Raw genomic sequence first — 24,356 nt, 5'->3', positions numbered from 1 at the left:
GCCGAGTCAAAACCGTTTCGGACCCCGCGTTTCGCTGGACGTTCGTGCGGGTCGCGGGTCGTCGGTGAGAACCGCTCGTCCGTCCGCTCAGGCCGGGACGAGCTTGTAACACATCCCGGCCGCGTCGCCGCCCTCCGGCGCGCGCTCCGCGTAGTAGATCGCGTCGTCGGCGACCAGCGGGGCGCTGGTCACCTCTCCTCGCCCCTCGACCGCCCAGGTCACCGAGCCGTCCTCGCGGTCGAGCGCGTAGAGGTGCGCGTCGTAGGAGCCGACGAGGACGTGCTCGTCCGTCGCGGTCACGCTCCCCGTGATCCACCCGCCCGTCGGGGTCGACCACTCCGCCTCGCCGGTCGCTAGGTCGATCGCGTAGGCGTTGCCGTCGTGGCTCCCGACGTAGACCGTCCCGTCGTGGACGGCCGGCGCGCACATGACGCCGCCCGTCCGGACGGGGTCGGGGTCGTCCGACGGCGAGACGCTCTCGTCGGTCTCGAACTGCCAGAGCCCCGCGCCGTCAGCGACGTCGACGGCGGTGACGGTGCCGGCCCACGACGGGACCACCGCGATCCCGCGGCTGACCGCGATCGGCGCCTTGACGTCGCCGCCGGTGTCGAACGTCCACGCGCGGTCGGGACCCGAGACCGACCACGCGTAGACGTGGCCGTCGTTCGAGCCGAACAGGAAGCGGTCACGCTCCAGGTCGACCGCCACGGTCGAGTGCGGGTGGTCGGTGGGCCGGTCGTCGCGCCACTCCACCTCGCCGCTCTCGGCGTCCATCACGACGACGGTCCCGCTCGGGGTCGCGTACTCGACGGCGACGTACAGCTTCCCCTCGTGGTAGGTCGGGCTGGCGGCGGCCGCGTCGCCGACCTCGGTCTGCCACAGCACCTCGCCGTCCGCCACCGACACGGCGGAGACGACGCCGTCGTAGGTGCCGACGTACGCCGCGCCGTCGGCGACCGCGGGGGTGCCGTGGCTCCCGCGGTCGTCGTCGGAGATCGAGGTGGACCACCGCACGGTCCCGTCGCTCGCGATCGACTGGACGCGGCCCGTGTCGTCGGCGAGGAGGACGCCGCCCGACGGCGCCGGCATCGGGCTCCCCTTCGAGGCGGTGTGGTCGCCGCGGTTCGCCGGCACGGCCCACTCGACCTCGACGCTGTCGGGGATCGTCGCGTCGATGTGGCCGTGGTTCCGGAGCCCCTGTCGGAACTGGGTCGTGAGGCCGTCCGGCGACTGCGCGCGGGCGTCGAGGTCCAAGGGGAGGTCCGCGCCCTCGAAGTCGGTCGGCCCGGCGTCCGACGGGTCGGTGCCGAGCGAGGCACAGCCGGCGAGCCCCACCACGCCGACGCCGCCGGCGACGCGGAGCAGGTCGCGGCGCGTCCGTTCGGTCATGCTCCCCGGTTCGCGGGAGAGGATAAAAAGGCATGCCGCTCGGAGATCCGGGCGCGCGGCGACGCGCCGACGCGGCCGCCGTCGGGGGACCGAGAGCGAAAAGCACTCACCGGGCGGGGGAGAGGAGCCGGGCGCATGGACTGGTCCCCGCTCCCGCCCGCGACGGCCGCTGCCGTCGCGCTCGCGGTCAGCCTCACGCGTAGCGTCACGACCATCGCCATCGGCACCGCGACCGACGTCCCGGGCCCCGGCGCGCTCACCCTGTACAGGCTCGGCGGGCGCGCGGTCGGGTTCGTCCTCGTCTACGGGCTGCTCCTCGGCGTCGCGTACCGCGTCGGTCGACGCGGCGACGCGCTCGATGTCGGCCCCACGACGCTCGCCACCGGCCTCGTCGGGGGCGTCGCGTTCCTCCTCGGGACGGGCGCGATCCTCGCGTGGATCGGGCCTCAAAACGTGATCGTCGCCGTCGGAACGGTCGGCGCCGCCGTCGGCGTCGGGGTCGAACTGGCGGTCGTCGCGCTCGCGGGGCTCTCGCTCGGGCGGCTGCGAACGACCGGGTGAGCGCCGTGTTCGGACGGTTCCGCACGGAGCCGTCACTCTCCGAGTCGCGGTCGCGTCGAGAAGTTTTGCGAGGGAAGAACGCTCCGAGAGCGTCTTCCGCATCACGGGGGTGGACCCCGGCGATGCGAGGGGAGGGATTTGAACCCACGGACCTCTACAGGAGCGGAGCTTGAATCCGCCGCCGTTTCCGGGCTTGGCTACCCTCGCACGCAGTCGGCACCAAGCCCTCCGGGTGGTTTAACTCACCGGTTTCCGCGGCCGCGGCCCTTTCCGCGACCGCCGCCCTTCCCGCGTCCGCCCCCGTTTCCAGAGGATCCGGGCTTCACCGCGATGTCCGCCCACACGAGGCGGTGGTCCGAGGCGGTCGCGACGTCGTCCGCGAGCCCGCGCTTGTTCGCGTTCGGATTCGGCCACACGACCGACGAGGCGCGCTTCGAGAGGTCGGGCGAGGGGAGGACCCAGTCGACCTTCGACCCGTCGCCGCCGAAGTCCGCCGTCGCGTACTGGTTCCCCAGCGTGGCGCCGCCCGGACTCGTCGGGAGGCTGCGGCTGTTGAAGTCGTCGTTGTCGACGAAGTACTTCGTCGCCGGGTCGAGGGGCTCGTCGCCCGGGCCGGCGTTCATGTCGCCGATCAGCACGTAGGAGGCCTCGTCGTCGAGGCCGCCGTGCGTTCCGGAGTCGTCGTAGATGTAGTCGGCTCCGTCGACGTAGTCGGCCCAGAACCGATTCTCGTCGTGGTTCCAGCGGCCGTTGAAGTTATTGACTCCGTCGAACCCGGTCGGCGTCGGATGGGAGAACAGCCCGTGGACGGTCTCGCCGTCGACGTCGAACGGCACGTCGATGTGCGTCTTCGAGGAGAGCCGAAAGGCGTCGAGCTCCTCGTCCGCCTCGGTCAGGTAGATCGCGGTCTCGTCTTCGCCCGGGTCGGTCACGACCCCTTCGTCGCCCGCGACGGGAATGAGGTTGCCCGGCATGTCCGCCCAGAGGAACTCTTGGAACGAGCGGATCGCGTCCTCGTCGAACGGGAACTTGCTCGCGATGCCGAACGCGTACTGGCCGGGATAGAACCCGAACCCGAACGCGTCGCCCGGCCGCGCGCCCGCGACGCCGTCCTTGTTGAAGTCGTAGTCCTCCTCGGGGAGGAGCCCGGTGTTGCTCTCCGGCTGGAGCGTGTACTCGTAGTCGGTTCCCTCGAGATGCGGGGCCTGCGGATCGCTGAGGTAGTTGTCGACGAACGCCTCGATGTTCGTCTGCTCTGTGGGAACGGTGTCGTCGACGGTCTCCTCCTGAATGTTGTTCGCGAGCTCGTTGACCACGAGCACGTCCGGATCGACCTCCTGTATCACGCGGGCGGCGGCCGCCGGCTGCGCGTTGTCCGGATTCTGTACCTGCTGCGTTTCGAGGTTGACGACGTTGAACGCCGCGTACCGCGGCGTCGGGGCGTTCCCGCGTCCCGCCGCGGTGCCGACGATCCCCGGCACCGCCGCCGTCGCGCCGATCGCCTTCAGTACGCTTCGTCGCGAGGTATCATGCGCCATGCGAATCCGAATATTGAGCACTATATATTAAATCTGAACAAATGTAATTTTATATATGATTCTCATCAGTAGTATGAAACTCGACGCCGGTGCCGATCCGTCGCGGTTCGTCCGCACAGAGAGGTCGCTACCGCGTCTCGGTCCGCCCGGCACCGACCAGCGTCGCCCGGAACCCGCCCTCGGCCGACTCGCCGATCTCGAGCGTCCAGTCGTGCGCGGCCGCGACGCGCTCGACGATGGCGAGCCCGATCCCGGTGCCGCCGCCGTGAGAGACGCCGAAGTCGGTCAGTTCCGCGCGCGCCTGCTCGTCGTTCGGAAGCCCCGGACCGTCGTCGGCCACGTACACCCCGCGGTCGTCGACGCCGACCCGGACCGTGGGCTCGTCGCCGCCGTGGTCGAAGGCGTTGCCGATGAGGTTCCCGACGGCGCGCCGGAGGAGGGTCGGATCGCCGGTTACCGGCCCGGGGTCCTCGACGACGAGGTCGGCGCCGGCCGGGCAGTCGCCGAAGTCGCCCGACTCCAAGCAGTCGGCGGCGAGCTCCGCGAGGTCGACCGCGGCGTCCGCGGTCTCGACGGCGTCCGGGTCGCGGGCCATCACCAGCGCCTCGTCGATCATCGCCTCGATCCGGTCGAGCGCCTCCTCGGCGGCCGCCAGCCGCTCGGTGTCGCCCGTCTCGCGGGCGAGGTCGACGTAGCCGCTGACGACCGACAGGGGATTCCGGAGGTCGTGCGAGAGGAAGCCGGCGAGCCGTTCGAGCCGCTCGTTGAGCCGCTCCAGCTCGCGTTCGCGCTCGACGCGGTCCGTGACGTCGCGGATGACGCCGACCGCGCCGACGACCGCGCCGTCGCGCTCGATCGGCGTCAGCCGGGTCTCGGTGGTCACCTCGCCGCCGTCCGCGAGCGTCGTCGTGAGCTGGACGCGCTCGTCGTCGGCCTCGCCTGCGAGGACGCGCTCGACGGCCGCCCGGTGGCGGTCTCCCGCCTCCTCGCTCCAGTACCCCTCCTCGACGAGTCGCTCGGGGTGTTTCGCGTGGAGCACGTCCTCGTCGAAGCCGGTCACCTCGCGGAGCCGGTCGTTGACGAACACGCGGTTCCGGTCGGCGTCGAGGACGTACGCGCCGTCGCCGAGGGCGTTCACGATCGACTCGGCGTGGTCGATCGCGCTTGACTCCGGCGAGGAGTTCATACGAATGGTACGGGCCGAACGGTCAAGTGTCTCTCGGGTAGCGGCAGACGTGACGGGGGAGGCGGGGGGCGGCTCGTCCCGCGCACCGCCTCGTCTCGCGCGCCGCCTCGTCTCACGCACCGTCTCCCCTCACGTGCGGTCTCCCCTCATGCGCCGTCTCCCCTCACGCGCCGTCCGCCCCACGCGCCGCCTCAGCCCGCGATCATCGCGACGCCGACGACCGCGAGGACGGCCGCGACGAGCCGGAGCCGGAAGTGGCGCTCGCCGAGCAGCACGCCCCCGAGGACGACCGCGACGATCGCCTGCGTGTTGATCACCGGGGAGGCGACGCTCGCGGGCAGCGCCGCGAACGCGACCGTCGTCAGGTGCTCGCCCAGCGCGACGAGCGCGCCGGCCGCGAGGAACTTCGGGACGTCGTCGCGGCTCGCCTCGATCGGACTCCGGACCGCCGCGGGGAGCAGCACGACCGCGACGCCCGCGAGCAGCAGCGGCACCCAGAGCGTGCCGGGAATCGCGAGCTCCTGAAGCGCGACCCGCTTGCCCACGTCGGCGACCGCGTAGCAGGCCGCGCTCGCGAGCGCCAGCTGCGCGGGTCGCGATCGGGCGGCCCGCGCGAGCGGCGCGAAGAAGCTGCCCGGCTCGTAGTTCGCGACGTACACGGCGAGCGTGGTGACGACGACGCCGGCGACCTGGATCGGCGCTAACACCTGCCCGAGCAGCCCGACCTCCAGCGGGAGGACGAACATCGGGACGACCTTGTTGATCGGCGCGACGTACGACACCGCCCCGTTCTCGATGGCGCGCAGGAAGAGCACGAACGCCGCGGCCGTCGCGAGGCTCGTGACGGCGACGACGGCGAACCGCCGCGGGACGACGAGCCCGGCCAGCCCGGCCGCGGCGTCGCCGAAGCCGACCGTGAGCCCGGTCGCAGCGAGGAACCACCCGAGCGCCGCGGCGTTTATCGCCACCGTCAGCGCGGCGGGGGGATAGTCGGCGAAGGCGCGCTTCAGGACGAAGAGGTACGCCCCCCAGACGACGGCGGCGCCGAGCGCGGCGAGGAGTCCGGCGTCCATTCGTTCTCCCCGAGCGCGACCGGGGGAAAGAAGGGTTCGATCCGGTCCCGAGCCGGTTCGTCCCCCGCTCCCGCGAAACGGTTAGGTCGCTCCCGCGTGAACGGCCCGCACATGGACGACCACACCCGCGACCCGGGCGTCGCCCCGCCGCTCGGGAACCCGACCGGGTGGCACGCGGGCGACGCCGGCCCCGACGAGTCCGGGGCGGGCGACGAGGACGAGTCGTCGGGCGGGCCGCCCGACGCGCACGCAGTCGGCGGCTACTGGGAGCACGCGACGCTGCGGCGCGCGACCGAACACGGCGTGCGGCTGTTCAACGACGGCGCCTACCACGAGAGCCACGACTGCTTCGAGAGCGAGTGGTACAACTACGGCAGCGGCACGGTCGAGAGCGCCTTCCTCCACGGGATGGTCCAGGTCGCGGCCGGCGCGTACAAGCGCGTCGACTTCGAGAACGACGCCGGGATGCGGTCGCTGTTCGAGACCGCGCTCCAGTACCTCGACGGCGTCCCCGGCGACTTCTACGGCGTCGACGTCGACGACGTCCGGGAGACCCTCCGCGCCGCGCTCGACGATCCGAGCGCGGTCGACGGCTGGCGGATCGCCCTCGACGACGCGCGGCCCCCCGCCTACCCCGCGGACTACGAGTACGCGGAGCGGGTGGACGAGGGGCACTGAGATCCCTCGGTGCGGGCGGCGGGGTCGCCTCCGGGGCGTCGCGGATCCGAACGCCACTTATCCGCCGCCCGCCTGGAAGTCGTATGGAAGTTTACGATCTGGGCGACGGGGAGCCCGAGGTCGCCGTGGTCGGCGCCATTCACGGCGACGAGCCCTGCGGCGCCCGCGCCGTCGAGCGCCTGCTCGACGCCGACCTCGCCCCCGAGCGCCCGGTGCGGCTGATCGTCGCCAACGAGGAGGCGCTCGCGGCCGGCGAGCGGTACCTCGACGCCGACCTGAATCGGGTGTTCCCGGGCAACCGCGACGCGGCGGCCCACGAGGTGCGGCTCGCGGCCGAGCTCGTCGACGCGCTGGAGGGGTGTACGACCCTCGCGATCCACTCGACGCAGTCGTACGCCGAGCCGTTCGCCGTCATCGACTCGATGGACGAGGTGACGCGCGCCGTCGCGCCGCACCTCCCCGTCGACGCCGTGATCCAGACGGACGCGTTCACCGAGGGCCGGCTCATCGAACACCCGCACACGCTCGAAGTGGAGGCGGGGCTCCAGGGCTCCGACGCCGCCGCCGACAACGCCTACTGGCTCGCCCGCGCGTTCCTCGCCGCGACCGGGGCCGTCTCCGCGCCCGGCGCCGACGACGTACTCGACGTCGGCGGCCGCGAGGACGTCCCGGTGTTCCGGCTCCGCGAGCGGATCCCGAAGCCCGCGGCAGACACCTACGAGGTGTTCGCGCGCAACTTCGAGCGCGTCGAGGCCGGCGAGCGGTTCGCGGCCGCCGACGGCGAGCCGCTGCTGGCCGACGAGGCGTTCTACCCCGTGCTGCTGTCGCCGAACGGCTACCGCGACCAGTTCGGCTACGTCGCCGACCGCGTCGGGACGCTGGAGTAGCCGGCGCGCCTCCCGCTCCGACCCCGGCGAGCGCGGTCGGCCTCGGCTTCCTACTCGACGAGCTCGATGGTGTCGTCGCCGTTCGGCACCGCGCAGATGAACGCGCCGGGCTCGTCGCCCTCGTTGCGGTACCAGTGTTCGACGCCCGCGGGGATGAGGAGCGCGTCGCCGGGAGACACCCGACGCTCCTCGTCGCCGATCCCGACGACGTACTCGCCGGCGAGGACGTACTGCTCGTGTTCGACCGCGTTGGTATGGCGGGGGACCGCGGCGCCCGGCGCGAGCTCGAACCGGCGCATCGCGAAGGTCGGGGCGCCGTCGGACTCGTCGAGGAGGACGCCCTTCGAGAGCCCCTCGGCGGCGTCGACGGGCTCGTAGTCGACGTCTTCGCCGCGCTTCACGACCGGACCGGAACCGCGTGCGTCGGTCATGGCCGACACTGAGGGGAGCCGTGTATTTAACCGATCACCGACCGAACGCCGTGGTATGCGTGGAATCAAGGTCGGGAGCGCGTTCGGCATCCCCATCCGGCTCAACTGGACCTTTCTGATCGTCTTACCGCTGTTCGCGTACCTCATCGGCGGGCAGGTGGGAGAGATCGCCGAGGTGATGAACGAGGTCGCCGGACTCGGGATCGACGCGGGCGCGGTCGCGGCCGGGAACACCCCGTGGCTGCTCGGGCTGGCGGCCGCGGTGGGGCTGTTCGTCGGCGTGTTGCTCCACGAGTTCGGGCACTCGCTGGTCGCGATGCGCTACGGGTACGAGATCGAGTCGATCACCCTGTGGCTGCTCGGCGGGCTGGCCAGCTTCAAGGAGTTCCCCGAGGACTGGAAACACGAGTTCTGGATCGCGATCGCCGGCCCGCTCGTCAGCGTCGCGGTCGGGGTCGCCTGCTACGGGGTCGTCCTCGTCGGCGCTGGCGGCTCCGACGCCCTCCGCTTCGTGTTCGGCTACCTCGCGCTGCTGAACGTCGTCCTCGCCGGCTTCAACATGCTCCCTGCGTTCCCGATGGACGGCGGCCGAGTCCTCCGGGCGCTGCTCGCGCGGAACCAGCCGCACGCGCAGGCGACCCAGCGAGCCGCCGCCGTCGGGAAGGTGTTCGCGTTCCTGATGGGGATTATCGGCCTGTTCACGTTCCAGCTGCTGCTCATCGTCCTCGCCTTCTTCGTCTACATCGCCGCCTCGGGCGAGGCGCAGCAGACGACCCTGAAGGCCGCCTTCGAGGGCGTCACCGTCACCGACATCATGACGCCTCGCGGGGACCTCCACACGGTGTCGGAGGACACCTCCGTCGCCGACCTGATGGGCCGGATGTTCGAGGAGCGCCACACGGGCTACCCCGTCCTCGACGGCGGCGAGCTCGTCGGGATGGTCACCTTAGAGGACGCCCGCTCGGTCCGCGAGGTCGAGCGCGACGCCTACCGCGTCGACGACGTGATGGCGACGGACATCGTCGCCGCCGACCCGAACGCCGACGCCCTGACCGCGCTCCAGACGATGCAGGAGCACGGCGTCGGGCGGCTCCCCGTGGTCGACGCCGACGGCGAGCTCGTCGGCCTCATCTCCCGGTCGGACCTGATGACCGCGTTCAACATCATCCAGACCGGCGGCACGCCCGGGATCATCAGCGGGCGGCAGCAGGGGGCGGGCGACGAGCCGCGAATCCTCTGAGGACTCGGCGGCTCGGCGCCGAGCGGTCGTCTCCCCCGGCGTGGGGTATATACGCGGCAACGACCTACCTCGGCCCGTGACAACCCGGACCATCCGCGCCCGCGACCGGCCGGTGTTCGGCGTCGACGTCCACAGCGGCGACGTCCGCGGCGACAGCCCCTCCTACGCGCTCGTTATCCTCGATCCCGTCGACGAGGACGACCCGGACGCGCCCGACGCCGAGGGCCCGATGGCCCGGGTCACCCGCGACGTGGTCTCCTTCCGAAAGCTCTGCCGCCTGATCGACGACCGCGAACCGCTCTACGTCGCCACGGACAACGCCTACGAGCTGGCGGCGGACAAGGGAGAGCTCGTCAACTTCCTCCGGTCGCTCCCGGACGGCACCAGGCTCGTCCAGGTGACCGGCGCGGAGCGCCCGGAGCCGCTCTCGCGGGTCGCCTCCCGGCACGGGATCCCCTACGGGAAGGAACCGATGAAGGAGGCGGAAGCGTCGGCGCGGCTCGCCGCGGCCAACGTCGGCCACGAGGTGACCGCGTTCACCGACGAGACGCGGGTGAAGGTGTCTCGCGGGCGCTCGACGGGCAAAGGCGGGTGGAGCCAGGACCGCTACACCCGGCGCATCCACGGCAACGTGAAGAAGCGGACGCGGCAGGTCCAGTCGAAGCTACAGGAGGCGAACCTCTCGTTCGAGCGGGACGTGACCGAGAAGTACGGCGGCTACGCGAACGCGACGTTCACCGTCGAGGCGCGCCCCGAGGACATTCCGGTCTCGGACTCGCGGGCCGGCGACGTGCGCGTCGAGGTCGAGCGCGAGCGCCGCGACGGCATCGAGTACGAGCCCCTCGTGAAGCGGCGCGACCGCGTCATCGTCGGGATCGATCCCGGCACCACCACCGCGGCCGCGGTCGTCGGGCTCGACGGCACCGTCCACGCCCTCTACTCCTCGCGGACCGGCGACACCGCCGCGGTGACCGAGTGGATCGTCGAGCAGGGCCGACCGATCATCGTCGCGGCCGACGTCGAGCCGATGCCGGAGACCGTCGAGAAGTTCCGGCGATCGTTCGACGCCGCCGGCTGGCGCCCCACCACCGACCTCCCGGTCGACGAGAAGCTCCACCGCACCCGCGAGGCGAGCTACGACAACGACCACGAGCGCGACGCGCTCGCGGCCGCGCTGTACGCCTACGACGACCACGAGGACCAGTTCGAGCGGATCGCGGCGAAGACCCCGCCGCGGCTCGACCGCGGGGCGGTGATCGCCGGCGTCGTCGCGGGCGGTTCGTCGGTCGAGGCCGTCATCGACGACCTGAGCGAGGACGACGGGAGCGGCGGTGGCGGGAGCGGCGACGGCGACGGCGACGAGGCGGACCCCACCGAGCCCGAGCGCACCGAGGAGGAGGAGACGATCCGCCGGCTCCGCGAGCGCGTCGACCGGCTGGAGTCGCACGCCGAGTCGCTGGAGGAGGACCTCGACGAGCGCGACGATCGGATCGCGGAGCTGGAGTCGGAGCTGGAGGAGGCGAAACGCGAGGAGCGCATCGAGGCGCGCGAGCGGCGGGCGGTCTCGCGGCTGGAGCGCGAGACGGACCGGTTGGAGCGCGAGCGCGACGAGGCCCAAGAGCGCGTCGAGGATCTCGAACGGAAGGTGGAGACGTTAAAGGAGCTGTGGCGGCTCGACCACTCGAACTTCGGCGACGTCGCGGAGGGACGGGGGCTCGTGAGCGTGAAGGTCGTCGAGCAGTTCACGCTCGACGCGCTCGACGCCGCCGACGAGGCGTACGGGCTCGTCGCCGGCGACGTGGTGTTCCTCCGGGACGCGTCGGGAGCCGGGCGTCGAACCGCCGAGCGGCTCGCGGAGACGGAGCCGCGGGCGGTGATCCGCGGCGAGGGGAACCTCTCGGACGTCGCGGACGCGGTGCTGTTCGACCGAGGGGTTCCGGTGGTGCCCGCGGACGCGGTGCCGGTCCGCGAGGTGGACGAGCTGGCGGTCGCGAGCGAGGAGGCACTCGCTGACGCCGTCGACGACTGGGAGGAGCGCGCCGAGGAGCGCCGGCGCGACGAGAAGGCCGAGCGGATCGACCGGATCATCTCCGAACACCGGGCGGGGCGGACGCTGCCCGAGACCGAGGAGAGCGACTGAGGCGCACCGCCGCCTCGTTCGGGACGCGATCGCACGCATCCAGAAGTCATATGTCCGGGAACGCACACTCGGAGGTATGGACGCTCACGAGCTGATCACCCGGAACGCGGCCGAGGTGGTCACCGAAGAGGAGATCGAGGCGCTGGCCGACGACCCCGAGGGCAAGCGGGCGTACGTCGGCTACGAGCCCTCGGGAGTCCTCCACATCGGTCACATGCTCACCGCGAACAAGCTGATCGACCTCCAGAAGGCGGGATTCGAGGTGACGGTCCTTTTGGCCGACGTACACGCCTACCTCAACGACAAGGGGTCGTTCGAGGAGATCCGCCACACCGCCGAGCGCATGCGCGACCAGTTCATCGCCTACGGGCTCGACGAGTCGAACACCCAGTTCGTCCTCGGCTCCGATTTCCAGCTCGACGACGACTACACCCTCGACCTCCACGCCTTAGAGCTGGAGACGACGCTCGCCCGCGCCGAGCGGGCGATGGCCGAGATCACCTCCGGCGACTCCGTGAAGGTGTCGCAGGCCGTCTACCCGCTGATGCAGGCGCTCGACATCCCGTACCTCGGCGTCGACCTCGCGGTCGGCGGGATGGAGCAGCGCAAGGTCCACATGCTCGCGCGCGACGTGCTGCCGAGCATCGACCGCGAGCCGCCGACGAGCCTCCACACGCCACTCATCGCCGACCTCGGGACCGGCCGCGGGAAGATGTCCTCCAGCGAGGGCGTCACCATCTCGATGGAGGACTCCCGCGAGGACATCGAGTCGAAGGTGAACGACGCCTACTGCCCGCCGACGGCCGACCCCGAGCCGACCGACGAGGGGGAGTCGCGCGAGAACCCCGTCCTCCAGGTGTTCGAGTACCACGTGTTCCCGCGCTTCGACGCGGTGACCGTCGAGCGCCCGGAGGAGTACGGCGGCGACTTGGAGTACGACGCCTACGACGACCTGGAGGCCGACTTGGAGTCCGGCGAGCTCCACCCCGCGGACGCGAAGGGCGCGCTCGCGGAGTACCTCGACCGCCTCATCGCGCCGGGCCGCCAGCAGCTCGCGGAGTAGTCGACGCGACGCTATCCGGTGTTCGGATCCGGCGTTTCCGCCGTTCCGTTCTCCGTCTTTTCGCCGTCTATCGTGTGCCCGTCGAGCGGACAGGTGCCGTCCAGACAGCCCAGCCCGGCCGCCGTCTCGAAGACGGGGAGCCCGCAGTCGCACTCGTCGACGACGACGCCCGCCGGGAACGAGAAGGTGGTCTCGCAGTCGGGGTCGTTCTCGCAGGCGAGGTAGACGCGGCCGGGCGCGAATCGGACGCGGAGGTCGCCATCGCAGTCGGGACAGTCCCAAACTCCGTCGAACCGGTCGCTGACGGCGTCCTCCATCGGGTCGCAGGCGGGGTCGAGACAGAGGTGGAACGGCTCGCCGCGCTCGACCCGGATCTTCGGGAGCCCGCAGTCGTCGCAGGTCGCGTCCGTCACGCTCGCGCCGGCCGGGAGCCCCCAGCGTTCCTCGCAGTCGAGGCACACCACATCGCCCCGCGAGCGGACGAGCGGCCCGCCGTCCTCGGGGCAGGTCCCGACCGGAACGCCCGCCTCGGTGACCGGGAGCGCGCGGCTCGCGGTCGCCTCCTCCGCGACCACCCGGAGTCGGCGGGAGCCGTCGCGGGCGGTGACGGTGAACCCGTCGCCGTCGCCCTCGACGACGACGCTCTCGGGGCGGGTGAGCCACGCGACGGGCTGGTAGCCGTCGGCGTCGTGGACGAGCGTCGTGTCGTCCGGTTTGATCAGGACGACGACGCGCCCGCGGTGGGTGCGGGTGCGGTCGCCGCGGTCGGTCACTACGCAGTCGCCGGCCAGCACGCGGAGTCGTTGCGGCATGGGGCGGGTGGCCGCGGTATGGGTGAAAAGCGCTCGTTGCGGGGGTTTATGTGGGATACGTGGCGGGTCGCGGTGAACACTAATGGAGGGACGAGGTGGCGAATCGCTCTGACGCTCCGGTCGTTTATTTATAAATGGCTGATACCAGAGTAACGGTGGACACCACCAAAGCCCCAGCCGCTCGTTTATAAGTAGATGACTGCGGATCGGCGCCGAACACCGCCAAAGCCCCAGCCGTGAGGGCTCGCGCGCCTTGCTGCGCGCCTCACTCGGTCGCTGGCGCTCCCTCGTTGCGGTGCTTACTGCGGCGTGCTTCGCCCTCACGGCTGCCCCTTTGAGCCCCGCCCCGCAAGCACCGCCGGAAGACGCGGCGCCTCGCTTCGCTTGGCGCCGCGTCTTCCGTGCTCCCGCTCGCTCCCTCCGGTCGCTCGCGGGACCGCAGCCTCACGCCTCCCCAGCCTCGTCGCTGGCGCCGTCGGCGCCAGCGACTCCCTCGCGCGTGCTCCTCGCGCCCAAGGGGCGCTCGGAGGCGCACGCCACCGCCTCGTTTATTTATAAACTATCGACGCCACCGGTGGTGGTATTTAAATACCCGATTGCTGGTGACAGTTCGCAAAATCGGGGTCAGACGCCGGCTCGCCTACGCCACCCGAACCGTCCGGGTCGCGGTGACGGGCAGCAGCGGCAGGTCCGGGAAGACGACCTCGACGACGAACTCCAGTTCGTCGGCGTCCGGTGGGCCGAACACGCCCACCGGGACCGTCGCCTCGCCGTCGAGGTACGTCGTCGTCGCGGTCATCTCCACGTCGTTGACGGTGACCCGGATCCCGGCGCGAGCGCTCCCGGAGACGGCGGTCACGGCGACCTCGCACATCTCGTTTTCGCCGACCGCGATGGCCTCCGGGAACTCTCCCCAGTCGACGTCGATCCGGGGGCAGTCGCGCGCGGCGTCGACGATGCGCTCCGCGACGGAGCCGCTCATCCCGGCGTTTTCGAGGTCTTTCGCGCCGGCGTCGACCACGTCGGCGGGCGAGGTGAGACCGGCGTCCGCGAGGCGCTCGGCGCGGCCGGAGCCGACGCCCTCGATCGCCGTGAGCGCGACCGCCTCGCGGGAGACGCCGTGCTCGACGCGCGCCTCGACGCGGCGGGCGAGGTTGGCGGCGCGCGGGCCGGCGAAGCGGTCGAGGAACTCCGCGAGCGCGGCGAGCAGGCGCAGCGCGTTCTGCCGGATCACCCACGCGTCCGACCGGAGGTCCGAGGGGATCGAGTCCGCCATCCCGGCGAGCAGGATGGCGAACACCTTGCGGTGGCCGTCCTCCAAGTCCGTGTCGCGCCCGTCGAGAATTCGGTCGATCGCGTCCGACTCGGCCGAGCGCGCCGAGACGGAGTCGAACTCGCCGGCCGAGGCGACGGTCTCCAACACGGAGTCGACCGTCAGCGTCTCGCGGTCGGCGAGGCGCCGGAAGCGGCGCGCGGTGTCCAGGCGGAGGTAGTACTTCGAGGCGAGGCGCCCGAGTCCGGTCGGCTCGATCGCGAGGTCGTCGTCGGCCGCGACGAACCCGTCGTCGACGAGCGATTCGAGCGTGTCGCGCACGCGGTCCCGGAGCGTCGGGAAGTCGTACGCCTCGGGCTCGGACTGCGCGCGGACGTAGTAGAAGGTGGTCTCCAGCCACGCCATCACGTCCTCCAGCCCGCGGATCGTCCCCATCGCGATCTCGGCGTTGAGGTGCGACTCGAGGTCGGCCGCGAGCCGCGACTCGATCTCTTTGCCCTCGCGCAGCAGCTTCCGGTACTTGTCCGCGTCGGCGCGGTCGCAGACCACCCAGCCGTACCCCACGTCGTCGTACTCCGGGCGCCCGGCGCGGCCGAGCATCTGGAGCACGTCGAGCGGCGAGATGTCCGTCTCCCCCTCCAGCGGGTCGTGGTACTTCGTGTCCCGGATGACGACGCAGCGGGCGGGGAGGTTCACCCCCCACGCGAGCGTCGACGTCGAGAAGAGGAACTTGATCTTCCCCCGCTTGAACCACTCCTCGACGCGGTCGCGGTCCGCTTTCCCGAGCCCGGCGTGGTGGAAGCCGACGCCGTCGGTGACCGACTGGCGGAGCGTGTCGTTGGTCAGCTCCTTGGCCTCGTTGTGGAAGTCGTAGTCGTCCCGCGAGTCGATCGGGATGTCGCGCTCGGTGATCTCGTCGCGCGCCTTCTTGGCCGCCTGGACCGTGTCCTGCCGCGAGGAGACGAACACCAAGGCCTGCCCGTCCTCGCGGACGTGCGGCTCGGCTAAGTCGAGCGCGCGGTAGAGCCGGCGGTACTTGTCGGCGAACGCGTTCGACCCGTGCGAGTACGTCTTCACCCCGGTCTCTAAGTCGACCGGGCGGTACTCGTCGCCGAACGCGTACGTCGTCTCCGCGGGGGCGTCGAGCCACTCCGCGACGTCGTCGATGTTCGGCATCGTCGCCGACAGCGCGACGACGCGCGGGTCCTGGAGCCGGCGGAGCCGCGAGACGGTGACTTCGAGGACCGCGCCGCGCTTCTCGGAGTCGAGCAGGTGGACCTCGTCGATGACGACGCAGTCCACGTCGGTGATGAACGAGTAGCGCGCGGAGTCGTGCTTCCGCGTCGCGCTGTCGGCCTTCTCGGGCGTCGTCACCAGCACGTCCGCGCGCTCGGCGCGCCGGGGGTTGAGGTCGCGCTCGCCCGAGACGACGTAGACGGAGTAGCCGAGTTCCTCGAACCGCTCCCACTCGCTCTCCTTCTCGTTGGTGAGCGCCCGCAGCGGCGCGATGAAGAGAGCGGTCCCGCCCGCCGCGAGGGTCCGGCAGATCGCGAGCTCGGCGAGCGCCGTCTTTCCGGAGGCCGTCGGCGCCGACGCGACGACGTTGTGGTCGGTCTCCAGGATGCCCGGGAGCGCCTCCCGTTGCATCCGGTTGAACTCGTCGAACCCGAAGGCGTCGGCGAACTCCGGCACCGCGTCCGCGACCTTCACGGCACACCACACCCGTGCGCGAGCCGTCGGGAACCGCGGCTGTGTCGCATCGGATCGAGAGGGGGGCTTCGAGGGCAAAGGCGTTTCTCATGCGGGCGCGGCGGGACCGGGCCGGTCGCGAGTGGGCGGCGACGGCGTCGCGAGGTACCGCCATCGACCGTCGAAACGTCGCCGCCGACCCACACCGTTTAGGTGGTCCCGGTCGACCGCCCGGGTATGATTCCCACCTCGCCGCTCGTCGTCGGCCTCGCCGTCGCGGTCGCGCTGATCGCGCTGTTCGTGCTCGCCCGACGGCTCCGCGGCCCCTCCGCCGACGCGCGCGAGTCCAAGCGCGCCCACGACGCGGCTCAGGAGCGCGACCCGCCGGTCGAGATCGGCGAGACGTACGAGTTCGGCGTCACCGAGCTCACCGACCACCACTCCGGCGAGGAGGTCGCCGTCGGCAAGGTCGAGGGGTTCGTTCTCTTCACCGAGGACATCCCGGGCGGGCTCGAAACGGGCGACGTGATCCGCGCGAAGGTACTCTCGTTCAACGAGGGGCGCACCTCCGCCGACGCGACGTTCGTCGGGCGCGCGTAATCGGAGGCGCGGCGAGAGCGTGCCGTGGCTTCCCACCCCCGCCACGCGACCACGTCCGCCCCGAACCGGAGGTTCATACGTGATGCCGACGAAGTGGTGTCGCAATGGCTCAGGCCGGCACCCAGGACCTCACGGAGCGGTTCATTCAGTTCTATCGCAACTACTATCGGGAGGAGATCGGGCAGCTCGCGCAGCGGTACCCCAACGAGCAGCGCTCGCTGTACGTCTCCTACGACGACCTCTTCCAGTTCGACCGCGACCTCGCCGAGGACTTCCTGAACAAGCCGGAGCAGATGCGCGAGTACGCCGAGGAGGCGCTGCGGCTCTACGACCTCCCCGCCGACGTCAGCCTCGGCCGCGCGCACGTCCGCATCGAGGACCTCCCCGAGAGCGTCGATATCCGGGGAATTCGCGTTCACGACGACCACATCGGCAAGCTCGTCTCGATCCAGGGCATCGTCCGCAAGGCCACGGACGTCCGCCCCAAGGTGACCGAGGCCGCCTTCGAGTGCCAGCGCTGCGGCACCATGACGTACATCCCCCAGAGCGACGGCGGCTTCCAAGAGCCCCACGAGTGCCAGGGCTGCGAGCGGCAGGGCCCGTTCCGCGTCAACTTCGACCAGTCCGAGTTCGTCGACTCCCAGAAGCTCCGCATCCAGGAGTCGCCCGAGGGGCTCCGCGGCGGCGAGACCCCCCAGTCGCTCGACGTCGACATCGTCGACGACATCACCGGCGAGGTGAGCCCCGGCGACCACGTCACCTGCGTCGGCGTCCTCCACATCGAGCAGGTCGAGCAGGGCAACGAGAAGTCCGCCATCTTCGACCTGTACATGGACGGCGTCTCCATCGCCATCGAGGACGAGGAGTTCGAGGACATGGACATCACCGAGGCGGACAAACGCGACATCATCGAGCTCTCCGAGCGCGACGACATCTACGAGGCGATGGTCGGCTCCATCGCCCCCGCCATCTACGGCTACGAGGAGGAGAAGCTCGCGATGATCCTCCAGCTGTTCTCCGGCGTGACGAAGCACCTCCCCGACGGGTCGCGGATCCGGGGCGACCTCCACATGCTCCTGATCGGTGACCCGGGTACTGGTAAGTGTTTGAAATATAACACAAAAGTGACACTTACAGACGGACGAGAGGTTCCGATAGGCGATCTCGTCGAGGAAAACCTCGATGATCCGAAACCGGTCGACGACGGCGTCTTCGACGAGGTCAATTTCGAGGTTCCATCGCTACAGTCGGACGGAACGATCGGATCCGCGCGAGCGACTAAAGTCTGGAAGCGCGAGGCTCCCGAAACGATGTATCGTATCGAGACTACCTCCGGCACGGAACTGGAGGTGACACCGTCGCATCCGCTTTTCGTCCAAGATGGTGCCAGACACGTTCCTCGGCGTGCGGATGAACTCAACGTCGGCGACTGTGTGGCCGTCGCACCGCGCGCTGCCACAGATGGTGGCGTCGCCGCGTCTGGTGGTCAGAACACCTCGGTCGTGGAAGAAGTTCGATTGGAGTCGATTGCGTCCATCAAGCAGGTCAAATCCGAGGATGACTGGGTCTACGACCTCGAAGTAGCGGAAACGCACAACTACGTCTCGAACGGGGTCGTCTCGCATAACTCCCAGATGATCTCGTACGTCGAGAACATCGCACCGCGGTCCGTCTACACGTCCGGGAAAGGCAGTTCTGCAGCCGGCCTTACTGCTGCAGCCGTAAGAGACGACTTCGGCGACGGGCAGCAGTGGTCGCTCGAAGCCGGCGCGCTCGTGCTCGCAGACAAGGGGATCGCAGCGGTCGACGAGCTCGACAAGATGGACTGCGTCACCGGCGACGCGCTGGTGACGCTCGCGGACGGCCGCGTCGAGCGCATCGACGAACTAGCGCGTGAAGCGGCCGAGGACGGCGACGTCGAGGAGCTCTCGAACGGGCGCCGCGTCCGCGACGTCGACCTCGACGTCTGGTCGATGGACGAGGACGGGAACCTCGTCGAGCGCCCCGTCTCCGCAGTCCACGAGTACGACGCGCCGTCGGAGCTGACCCGGGTGACGACCGAGACCGGCGAGTCATTGACCGCGACCGCCGACCACCCGTTCTTCGTCCTCGACGACGGGGAGCGCGTCGAGCGCGAGGCGGCCGCGCTCGACGACGGCGACTGGGTGTACGTGCCCCGAGAGATTCCGACGAAGGCCGCCGACGGCGCCGGAGCGGCAGCAATGGCGGGCGGCGTCGGGAGCGTCGAACCGCTCGACGATGGATCCGTCGACGCTGACGGCGTTGACGCCGCGATGGCGAGCGTCCTCGGATACCTCTCGGGCGACGGCAACGTCTTCTACGACCGCGACGAGGGCGTCTACGGCGTCCGGTTCACCAACGCGGACGACGAACTCTTAGACGACTTCGAGCGCGCGGCGCGGGCGGCGTTCGACGCGGAGCCGGTTCGACCGCCGAGCGAGAAGCGTGACGACGGCGTCGAGACGGTTCGCATCACGGGGAAGGAACACGCCGACGCCGTCCTCGACGCGGGGATGAACCTCGGTCGGTACGACGAGAAGTGCTTCCCGACCCCCGTTTCGGCCGGGAGCCGCGCGGCGAAGGCCGCGTTCGTCCGCGCGCTCGCCGACAGCGAGGGACACGTCGACGAGTCGGCGGGCAACGTCCGGATAGCGTCGGCGAGCCGGGACCTGCTGGAGGGCACGCGGAGCCTGCTCTTAGGGTTCAGCGTGTCGAGCCAGCTCCAGCACCGCGAACGAGACGGCGGCCGCGACGTGTACTACCTCACGGTGACCGACGCCGACTCGCTCGCGGCGTTCCGGCGGTACGTCGGATTCACGGCCACGCGGAAGGCGGCGGCGCTCGACCGCGTCGTCGACGCCGCGGACGGCGACCGAACGATCCTCGACGTGGTCCCGGAGGTCGACGACGTGCTCGCGCGGTGTCGCGACTCACTCCGGCTCTACCAAAGCGAGTGCGGGCTCGACGCGGTCACGTATCACGACTTCGAGACCGGGGCCGCGAACATCTCGCTCCACCGCGCCCGCCAAGTGCTCGCGGCGTTCGAGAACAGACTGGAGACGGCCGCCGCCGACCGGGACGCGCTCGACGAGACGCCGACGTGGGAGACGCTCTCGGAGCTACGGCGCCGATACCACGTCTCGCAGTCCGAGTTGGCCGAGGGAACGACGCTGTCCCAACAGCAGATTTCCCGCGAGTGGGGCGAACGCGACGAGGTCCGTCGGGCGGTGACTGAGCGGCTCCGAGAGATCCTTACCGAAGTCGCGGAGACCGACCTCGACGACCTCCGCGAGTTCGTCCGCGGCGACGTGAAGTGGCGACGTGTGGAGTCGGTCGAAACCGTTCCGCCGGAGTCGACCGAACACCGTGGTGAGGTGCTGCGACAGCGCCTCGCCGACGTGATCGGCGGGTCGGTCGACACGGCGGAAGAGCGCGCTCGCGAACTGCTCGACCGCGGTCCGGTCGGCGAGACGCGAGCGGAGCTGTCGGCGGCGCTCGACGCGTATGAGATCAGTCAGGCGGACGTGGCGTCGAGACTGGACGTGAGTCAGGCGACCGTGTCGCGCTGGTTGTCCGGCGCCGTCGAAACGGACCGTCTCGGTGACCTGCGCGAGGCCGTCGCGGCTGAGGTCGACGCCGTGAAGACGGAACTGCGGTCGATACTGGCGCGGATCGAGGACGGACGGCGGCCGAAGGTGTACGACCTGACCGTCGAGGGGACGCACAACTTCGTCGCGAACGGGCTCGTCGTCCACAACTCCTCCGACCGCTCCGCGATGCACGAGGGCCTCGAACAACAGAAGATCTCCGTCTCGAAGGCAGGGATCAACGCGACGCTGAAGGCGCGGTGTTCCCTGCTCGGTGCCGCGAACCCCAAGTACGGTCGATTCGACCAGTACGAGCCGATCGGCGAGCAGATCGACTTAGAGCCGGCGCTCATCTCGCGGTTCGACCTGATCTTCACGGTGACGGACAGCCCGGACCCGGAGCACGACTCCCGGCTGGCGAAACACATCATCAAGACGAACTACGCCGGCGAGCTCAACACCCAGCGCGAGGAGCTGGCGAGCTCGGAGTTCACCTCCGAGCAGGTGGCGGAGGTGACCGAGGAGGTCGCGCCCGAGATCGACTCGGAGCTGCTGCGCAAGTACATCGCCCACGCGAAGCGGTCCTGCTTCCCGACGATGACGGACGAGGCGAAGGAGCTCATCGAGGAGTTCTACGTCGACCTGCGCTCGAAGGGCGCGGACGAGGACGCGCCGGTGCCGGTGACGGCGCGGAAGCTGGAGGCGATGGTGCGCCTCTCGGAGGCGAGCGCGCGGGTGCGCCTCTCGGACACCGTCGAGCGCGAGGACGCCGACCGCGCGACCGACATCGTCGAGTCGTGTCTCAAGGACATCGGCGTCGACCCGGAGACGGGGCAGTTCGACGCCGACGTGGTCGAGACGGGCACCTCGAAGAGCCAGCGCGACCGCATCAAGAACATCAAGGCGCTGATCGCCGACATCGAGGAGGAGTACGAGGAGGGCGCGCCCGTCGACGAGGTAATCGATCGCGCCGGCGAGATCGGGATGGATCCGGGGAAGGCCGAACAGGAGATCGAGAAGCTCCGGACGAAAGGCGAGGTGTACGAGCCCAAGCAGGGCCACCTCAGGACGACGTAGATGGACCGCATCTCCGCGATACGGAACGTCGAGGACGCGCTCCGTGAGTTCGAGAACGGCGACGCCGACCTCGCGGCCACGGAGCGGCGCGTCGCGGCCGTGCTCCGGACGTACGCCACCGAGTTCGACGGCGACGGTGACGTGTTCCGCGCGGTCGGCGACGACCCGGTCGACGGCACCGTGGTCGTCGCGCCCTCCAAGCCGGCCGCGCGCGAGCGCGCCCTCGCGGCTAGCGGGATCGGCGGCGAGGGCGACGAAGACGGCGACGCCCGGATCGACGGCGACGCCGACCGGCCGGATTTCGACGTCGAGCGGTTCTGAGGACCCGACTTCGGAGCCAGGGATCCGCGTGTCGGGTCGGCGTCGCTGAAGGCGGCTGAAACGTTCCGGTCCGGAACGGCTAAATTGGAAAACCGACCACCGGCGGGCGTGCTGCTGGTCGTGACGTATTCGGCGGCCGCCCGAACCGGTCTCCGGAACCTGTGTCGCCGCCACGAGTCGGTCGTCTCCCGGCGGTTCGGCCGCGCCGCGCTGTTCGACGAGACGGTGTACGCCGCCTTCCTCGCGCTGCGGCTGCGGGAGTCGTACGGCGGCGACGTCCAGATAGAGCGCACCGAGCCGTTCAACGAGTTCGTCGCCGTCGACGAGCCGGTCCGAGAGGCCGCCGCGGCCTACGCGGACCGGTCCGCGAAGTCGACGCCGTACGCCGCCTTCGCGGCGGGGACGGAGCATCCGGACCCGGACGAAATGCGCGAGCGAGAGCTGTGACCGGGGCGAGGTCGACGGCGTCGGGATCGGACAACGAGGAGGACGAAGACGAGAGGGAAGACGAGACCACCGCCGTCGAGGAGCCGCCGGAACCGAGCGCGATGCTCGGGCGGCTCCCCACCGAGGCGGGACTCCGGCGGCAGCTCGCGGCGGCCGCGCGCTCGCGGGGCCGGACCGCGTCGGTCGCGGCGGAGATCGACGGGATCGAGGCGGAGCTCGCGGCGATCGAGATCGACCCGGTCGACCTGACGGCGGCGCGGCGACGGGTCGCCGAGACTACGGGGGAGACCGAGCGGCTGAAAGAACGGGTCGCGGCGCTGCGCGGCGACGCCCGGGCGCGACGCGCGGTCGACGCCGAGGCGGACGAGACGCTCGACGATCTGGAGGCGGCGGCCGCGGAGCTGTCGGCCGCGCAGACGGAGGCGATCGCCGCCGAGCAGGCGCTCGAACGGGCGCGGGCCGAGGCGGCCCGGAACCGCGACGAGCGGCGACGGCGGCTGCGGCTCCGCGACCGGCTCCGAAACCGGCGGCGGACCGCCCGCCGCGAACTCGGCGAGGCGGTCCATCCGGCGTTCCGGCGCGCGCTCGCGGTCGTCCCGGGCGGCGATCCGGACGCGGCCGGCCCGGCGCCGGGCGACTACGACGGAGACCCGGTCGCGGCGTCGCTCGCGGCGGTCAGGGTCGCGGCGCTCGACGGCGCTGTCGAACTGCGCGGCGACGCGGCTCGAGCGGTCGCGGCGTCCGAGCGGAGCGCGCGGTCGCTGCTCCGAGCGAGGGACGTTCGCCTCCGAGGCGCGTCCGACGGGCGGTGAGTCCGACGGCGGCGGCGCGCGGCGGGTCCGTCCCGAGACTTAAATACGATTCCGCGGCACTCGGCGCATGAAACTCGACTGGTCCGTCGACCGCGAGGGGGACGCGTCGCTCGTCGGCGTCCGGGTGCGCAACGACGGAGCGGTCCCGCGGCGCGTCCGAATCGAGAGCCGGCTGGACGGCCCCGTCCTCCCGCCGCGGCGCGGCGGCGTCCCCGAATCCGGGTGGGACGAAGACGGCGTGATCGCGGAGATCGATCCGGGCGACCGCGCGGCGTTCGGGTTCGCTGCGCTCGCCGATCCCGTCGAGCCGCCGGTCGAAATCGCGAACGTCGAGCCCGCGGACGCGGACGACGGTCGTACGGCGGCCGAGGGCGAGTCCGACCTCGCGCGGGCGGCGGTGCGCGACCTCGAATCACATCGCCCCCCGCGGCGCGCGGTCGCCGGGGCGGAAGCGGGTGACGCCGTCAACGGGGTGGACGGTGACTCGGTAATTGGCGACGGCGAGGAGGGCGACGGCGAAGAGGGCGACGGCGTCGACGGGGGAGCGAGGGACGGCAACGCGGACCAGTCGGCGGTCGCCGATCCGACGCCGAGCGCGGCGGACCCCGACGAGATCGACGCGTGGTTCGCGGCCGTCGAGGCGCGGATCGAGCGGGCGGAGCGACTCGACGACGCCGACCTCGCGACGGCGACGGCGGTCGTCGAGGAGGCCGGCGGCCTCGACGCAGTGGAGGGACTCGACGAGTGCGTCGCGGCCGACGCCGAGCGCCTGAAGGCGGTCCGCGACCGCGCCGCGGCGCTGGCAGAGCGCGCCGAGGAGAGCGAGGTCCCGACCGAGGCGCTGGAGGGACTGGCGTGATCCTCGCGGTCGCGGGCGGGAAGGGGGGCGTCGGGAAGACGACGCTCGCGTACAACGTCGCCGCCGCGCTCGGCGGGGTCGTCATCGACGCCGACCTCGGGATGGCCGACCTGCCGGACGGCCGCGGTCCAGATCTTCATGACGTGCTCGCCGGCGCGGCGGACCCGACAGAGACGGTCCGGTCGGGGCCGGTCGACGTCGTCCCGTGCGGGCGGACGCTGGCCGGCGCGCGGGCGGCCGACCTGACGCGGTTGGCGGGGGCGGTCGCCGCGGTCGAGCGCGAGTTCGGGACCGTCGTCCTCGACTGTCCCGCGGGGCGCCGCGCCGACGCCGGCGTGCCGCTCGCGGTCGCGGACGCCTGCCTCCTCGTCGTCTCTCCCCGGGCGTTCGCGCTGGCCGACGCGATCCGCACCCGGGAGCTCGCTCGCGAGCTCGACGCCGGACTGGTCGGCTGCGCGGTCAACCGCGTGACGGAGGAGCCGCCGGTCGGACCGATCGGCGACGCGCTCGGCGCGCCGATCGAGGTGGTCCCGGCCGACCCCCGTGTCGGGCGGTCCGTGGCGACGGAGCGCCCGATCGTGAGCGCCGCACCCGACAGCGAGGCCGCGGCGGCGGTTCGGGCGCTCGCGCGGCGCGTTCCGGAGTGAGGAGCGAGACGGGTGAGGTGTGCGA

20 protein-coding genes and 1 tRNA gene are annotated in these 24,356 nt (G+C 71.1%); 13 read left to right on the top strand and 8 right to left on the bottom strand.

The genetic code is table 11. The features are described 5' to 3' along the window. Positions 1 to 87: 87 nt before the first annotated feature. Positions 88 to 1,389 (bottom strand): outer membrane protein assembly factor BamB family protein, encoded by a 1,302-nt coding sequence (locus CPZ01_RS08870; RefSeq protein ID WP_096394386.1) that lies wholly within the window; start codon positions 1,387 to 1,389, stop codon positions 88 to 90. A gap of 135 nt (positions 1,390 to 1,524) precedes the next feature. On the opposite strand from CPZ01_RS08870, the gene CPZ01_RS08865 reads away from it, so the two are divergent. Then, positions 1,525 to 1,950: a hypothetical protein gene (locus CPZ01_RS08865; protein WP_096394385.1), complete on the top strand. Its 426-nt coding sequence runs from the start codon at positions 1,525 to 1,527 to the stop codon at positions 1,948 to 1,950. Positions 1,951 to 2,073: 123 nt separating this feature from the next. On the opposite strand, the gene CPZ01_RS08860 is transcribed toward CPZ01_RS08865, so the two are convergent. The 4 genes from CPZ01_RS08860 to CPZ01_RS08845 form a co-directional block, all read right to left on the bottom strand. Next, positions 2,074 to 2,157: transfer RNA gene (locus CPZ01_RS08860), tRNA-Leu, on the bottom strand. 35 nt (positions 2,158 to 2,192) lie between these two features. Continuing rightward, positions 2,193 to 3,488 carry an endonuclease/exonuclease/phosphatase family protein gene (locus CPZ01_RS08855; protein ID WP_096394384.1) on the bottom strand — a complete coding sequence of 432 codons (1,296 nt, stop codon included), beginning with the start codon at positions 3,486 to 3,488 and terminating at the stop codon, positions 2,193 to 2,195. 127 nt (positions 3,489 to 3,615) lie between these two features. Next, on the bottom strand, positions 3,616 to 4,674 hold the full coding sequence (locus tag CPZ01_RS08850; protein WP_096394383.1) for a PAS domain-containing sensor histidine kinase: 1,059 nt from the start codon (positions 4,672 to 4,674) through the stop codon (positions 3,616 to 3,618). A 191-nt stretch (positions 4,675 to 4,865) separates the two neighbouring features. After that, positions 4,866 to 5,747 (bottom strand): EamA family transporter, encoded by an 882-nt coding sequence (locus CPZ01_RS08845; protein ID WP_096394382.1) that lies wholly within the window; start codon positions 5,745 to 5,747, stop codon positions 4,866 to 4,868. Positions 5,748 to 5,858: 111 nt separating this feature from the next. On the opposite strand from CPZ01_RS08845, the gene CPZ01_RS08840 reads away from it, so the two are divergent. Then, positions 5,859 to 6,425 (top strand): DUF309 domain-containing protein, encoded by a 567-nt coding sequence (locus CPZ01_RS08840; RefSeq protein WP_096394381.1) that lies wholly within the window; start codon positions 5,859 to 5,861, stop codon positions 6,423 to 6,425. A gap of 83 nt (positions 6,426 to 6,508) precedes the next feature. Continuing rightward, entirely contained in the window at positions 6,509 to 7,312 is an 804-nt protein-coding gene (locus CPZ01_RS08835) for a M14 family metallopeptidase (protein WP_096394380.1), read from the top strand. 50 nt (positions 7,313 to 7,362) lie between these two features. Here the strand turns inward: CPZ01_RS08835 and CPZ01_RS08830 are convergent, their stop codons facing one another. Further along, entirely contained in the window at positions 7,363 to 7,743 is a 381-nt protein-coding gene (locus CPZ01_RS08830; RefSeq protein ID WP_096394379.1) for a cupin domain-containing protein, read from the bottom strand. Between the two features lie 55 nt (positions 7,744 to 7,798). Here CPZ01_RS08830 and CPZ01_RS08825 point away from each other — a divergent pair, with 55 nt between their 5' ends. From CPZ01_RS08825 to CPZ01_RS08815, 3 genes are all read left to right on the top strand, one after another. Continuing rightward, the gene (locus CPZ01_RS08825) at positions 7,799 to 8,983 is read left to right on the top strand and encodes a CBS domain-containing protein (protein WP_096394378.1); all 1,185 of its coding nucleotides are present in this window, start codon (positions 7,799 to 7,801) and stop codon (positions 8,981 to 8,983) included. A 76-nt stretch (positions 8,984 to 9,059) separates the two neighbouring features. Further along, on the top strand, positions 9,060 to 11,123 hold the full coding sequence (locus CPZ01_RS08820) for a DUF460 domain-containing protein (RefSeq protein WP_096394377.1): 2,064 nt from the start codon (positions 9,060 to 9,062) through the stop codon (positions 11,121 to 11,123). A 76-nt stretch (positions 11,124 to 11,199) separates the two neighbouring features. Then, on the top strand, positions 11,200 to 12,186 hold the full coding sequence (locus tag CPZ01_RS08815; protein ID WP_096394376.1) for a tyrosine--tRNA ligase: 987 nt from the start codon (positions 11,200 to 11,202) through the stop codon (positions 12,184 to 12,186). Between the two features lie 11 nt (positions 12,187 to 12,197). On the opposite strand, the gene CPZ01_RS08810 is transcribed toward CPZ01_RS08815, so the two are convergent. Together CPZ01_RS08810 and CPZ01_RS08805 are read right to left on the bottom strand one after the other, a co-directional pair. After that, positions 12,198 to 12,998: a PDDEXK family nuclease gene (locus CPZ01_RS08810; protein ID WP_172863948.1), complete on the bottom strand. Its 801-nt coding sequence runs from the start codon at positions 12,996 to 12,998 to the stop codon at positions 12,198 to 12,200. A 640-nt stretch (positions 12,999 to 13,638) separates the two neighbouring features. Continuing rightward, on the bottom strand, positions 13,639 to 15,981 hold the full coding sequence (locus CPZ01_RS08805) for a DEAD/DEAH box helicase (RefSeq protein WP_096394375.1): 2,343 nt from the start codon (positions 15,979 to 15,981) through the stop codon (positions 13,639 to 13,641). 216 nt (positions 15,982 to 16,197) lie between these two features. Here CPZ01_RS08805 and CPZ01_RS08800 point away from each other — a divergent pair, with 216 nt between their 5' ends. From CPZ01_RS08800 to CPZ01_RS08770, 7 genes are all read left to right on the top strand, one after another. Further along, complete coding sequence (locus CPZ01_RS08800; protein ID WP_096394374.1) at positions 16,198 to 16,560, top strand: TRAM domain-containing protein; 363 nt, start codon at positions 16,198 to 16,200, stop codon at positions 16,558 to 16,560. Between the two features lie 104 nt (positions 16,561 to 16,664). Beyond that, complete coding sequence (locus tag CPZ01_RS08795; RefSeq protein ID WP_096394373.1) at positions 16,665 to 21,245, top strand: LAGLIDADG family homing endonuclease; 4,581 nt, start codon at positions 16,665 to 16,667, stop codon at positions 21,243 to 21,245. Beyond that, positions 21,246 to 21,566 (top strand): DUF7854 family protein, encoded by a 321-nt coding sequence (locus CPZ01_RS08790; protein ID WP_096394372.1) that lies wholly within the window; start codon positions 21,246 to 21,248, stop codon positions 21,564 to 21,566. Positions 21,567 to 21,674: 108 nt separating this feature from the next. Beyond that, a complete protein-coding gene (locus CPZ01_RS08785) occupies positions 21,675 to 22,013 on the top strand; it encodes a DUF7855 family protein (RefSeq protein WP_096394371.1) in 339 nt (112 codons plus the stop codon). Further along, positions 22,010 to 22,825 carry a DUF7856 family protein gene (locus tag CPZ01_RS08780; RefSeq protein ID WP_096394370.1) on the top strand — a complete coding sequence of 272 codons (816 nt, stop codon included), beginning with the start codon at positions 22,010 to 22,012 and terminating at the stop codon, positions 22,823 to 22,825. Before CPZ01_RS08785 ends, CPZ01_RS08780 begins: the two co-directional genes overlap by 4 nt. 67 nt (positions 22,826 to 22,892) lie before the next feature. Continuing rightward, positions 22,893 to 23,684: a DUF7857 domain-containing protein gene (locus CPZ01_RS08775; RefSeq protein WP_096394369.1), complete on the top strand. Its 792-nt coding sequence runs from the start codon at positions 22,893 to 22,895 to the stop codon at positions 23,682 to 23,684. Continuing rightward, a complete protein-coding gene (locus tag CPZ01_RS08770; protein WP_096394368.1) occupies positions 23,681 to 24,331 on the top strand; it encodes a nucleotide-binding protein in 651 nt (216 codons plus the stop codon). The genes CPZ01_RS08775 and CPZ01_RS08770 overlap by 4 nt, the downstream gene beginning before the upstream one ends. Positions 24,332 to 24,356 lie beyond the last annotated feature (25 nt).

The sequence above is a fragment of the Halorubrum trapanicum genome, from assembly GCF_002355655.1.
Taxonomy (GTDB): domain Archaea; phylum Halobacteriota; class Halobacteria; order Halobacteriales; family Haloferacaceae; genus Halorubrum; species Halorubrum trapanicum_A.
Note: the sequence above shows the minus strand (reverse complement) of the source record. Positions and strands in the feature narration are given on the sequence as shown.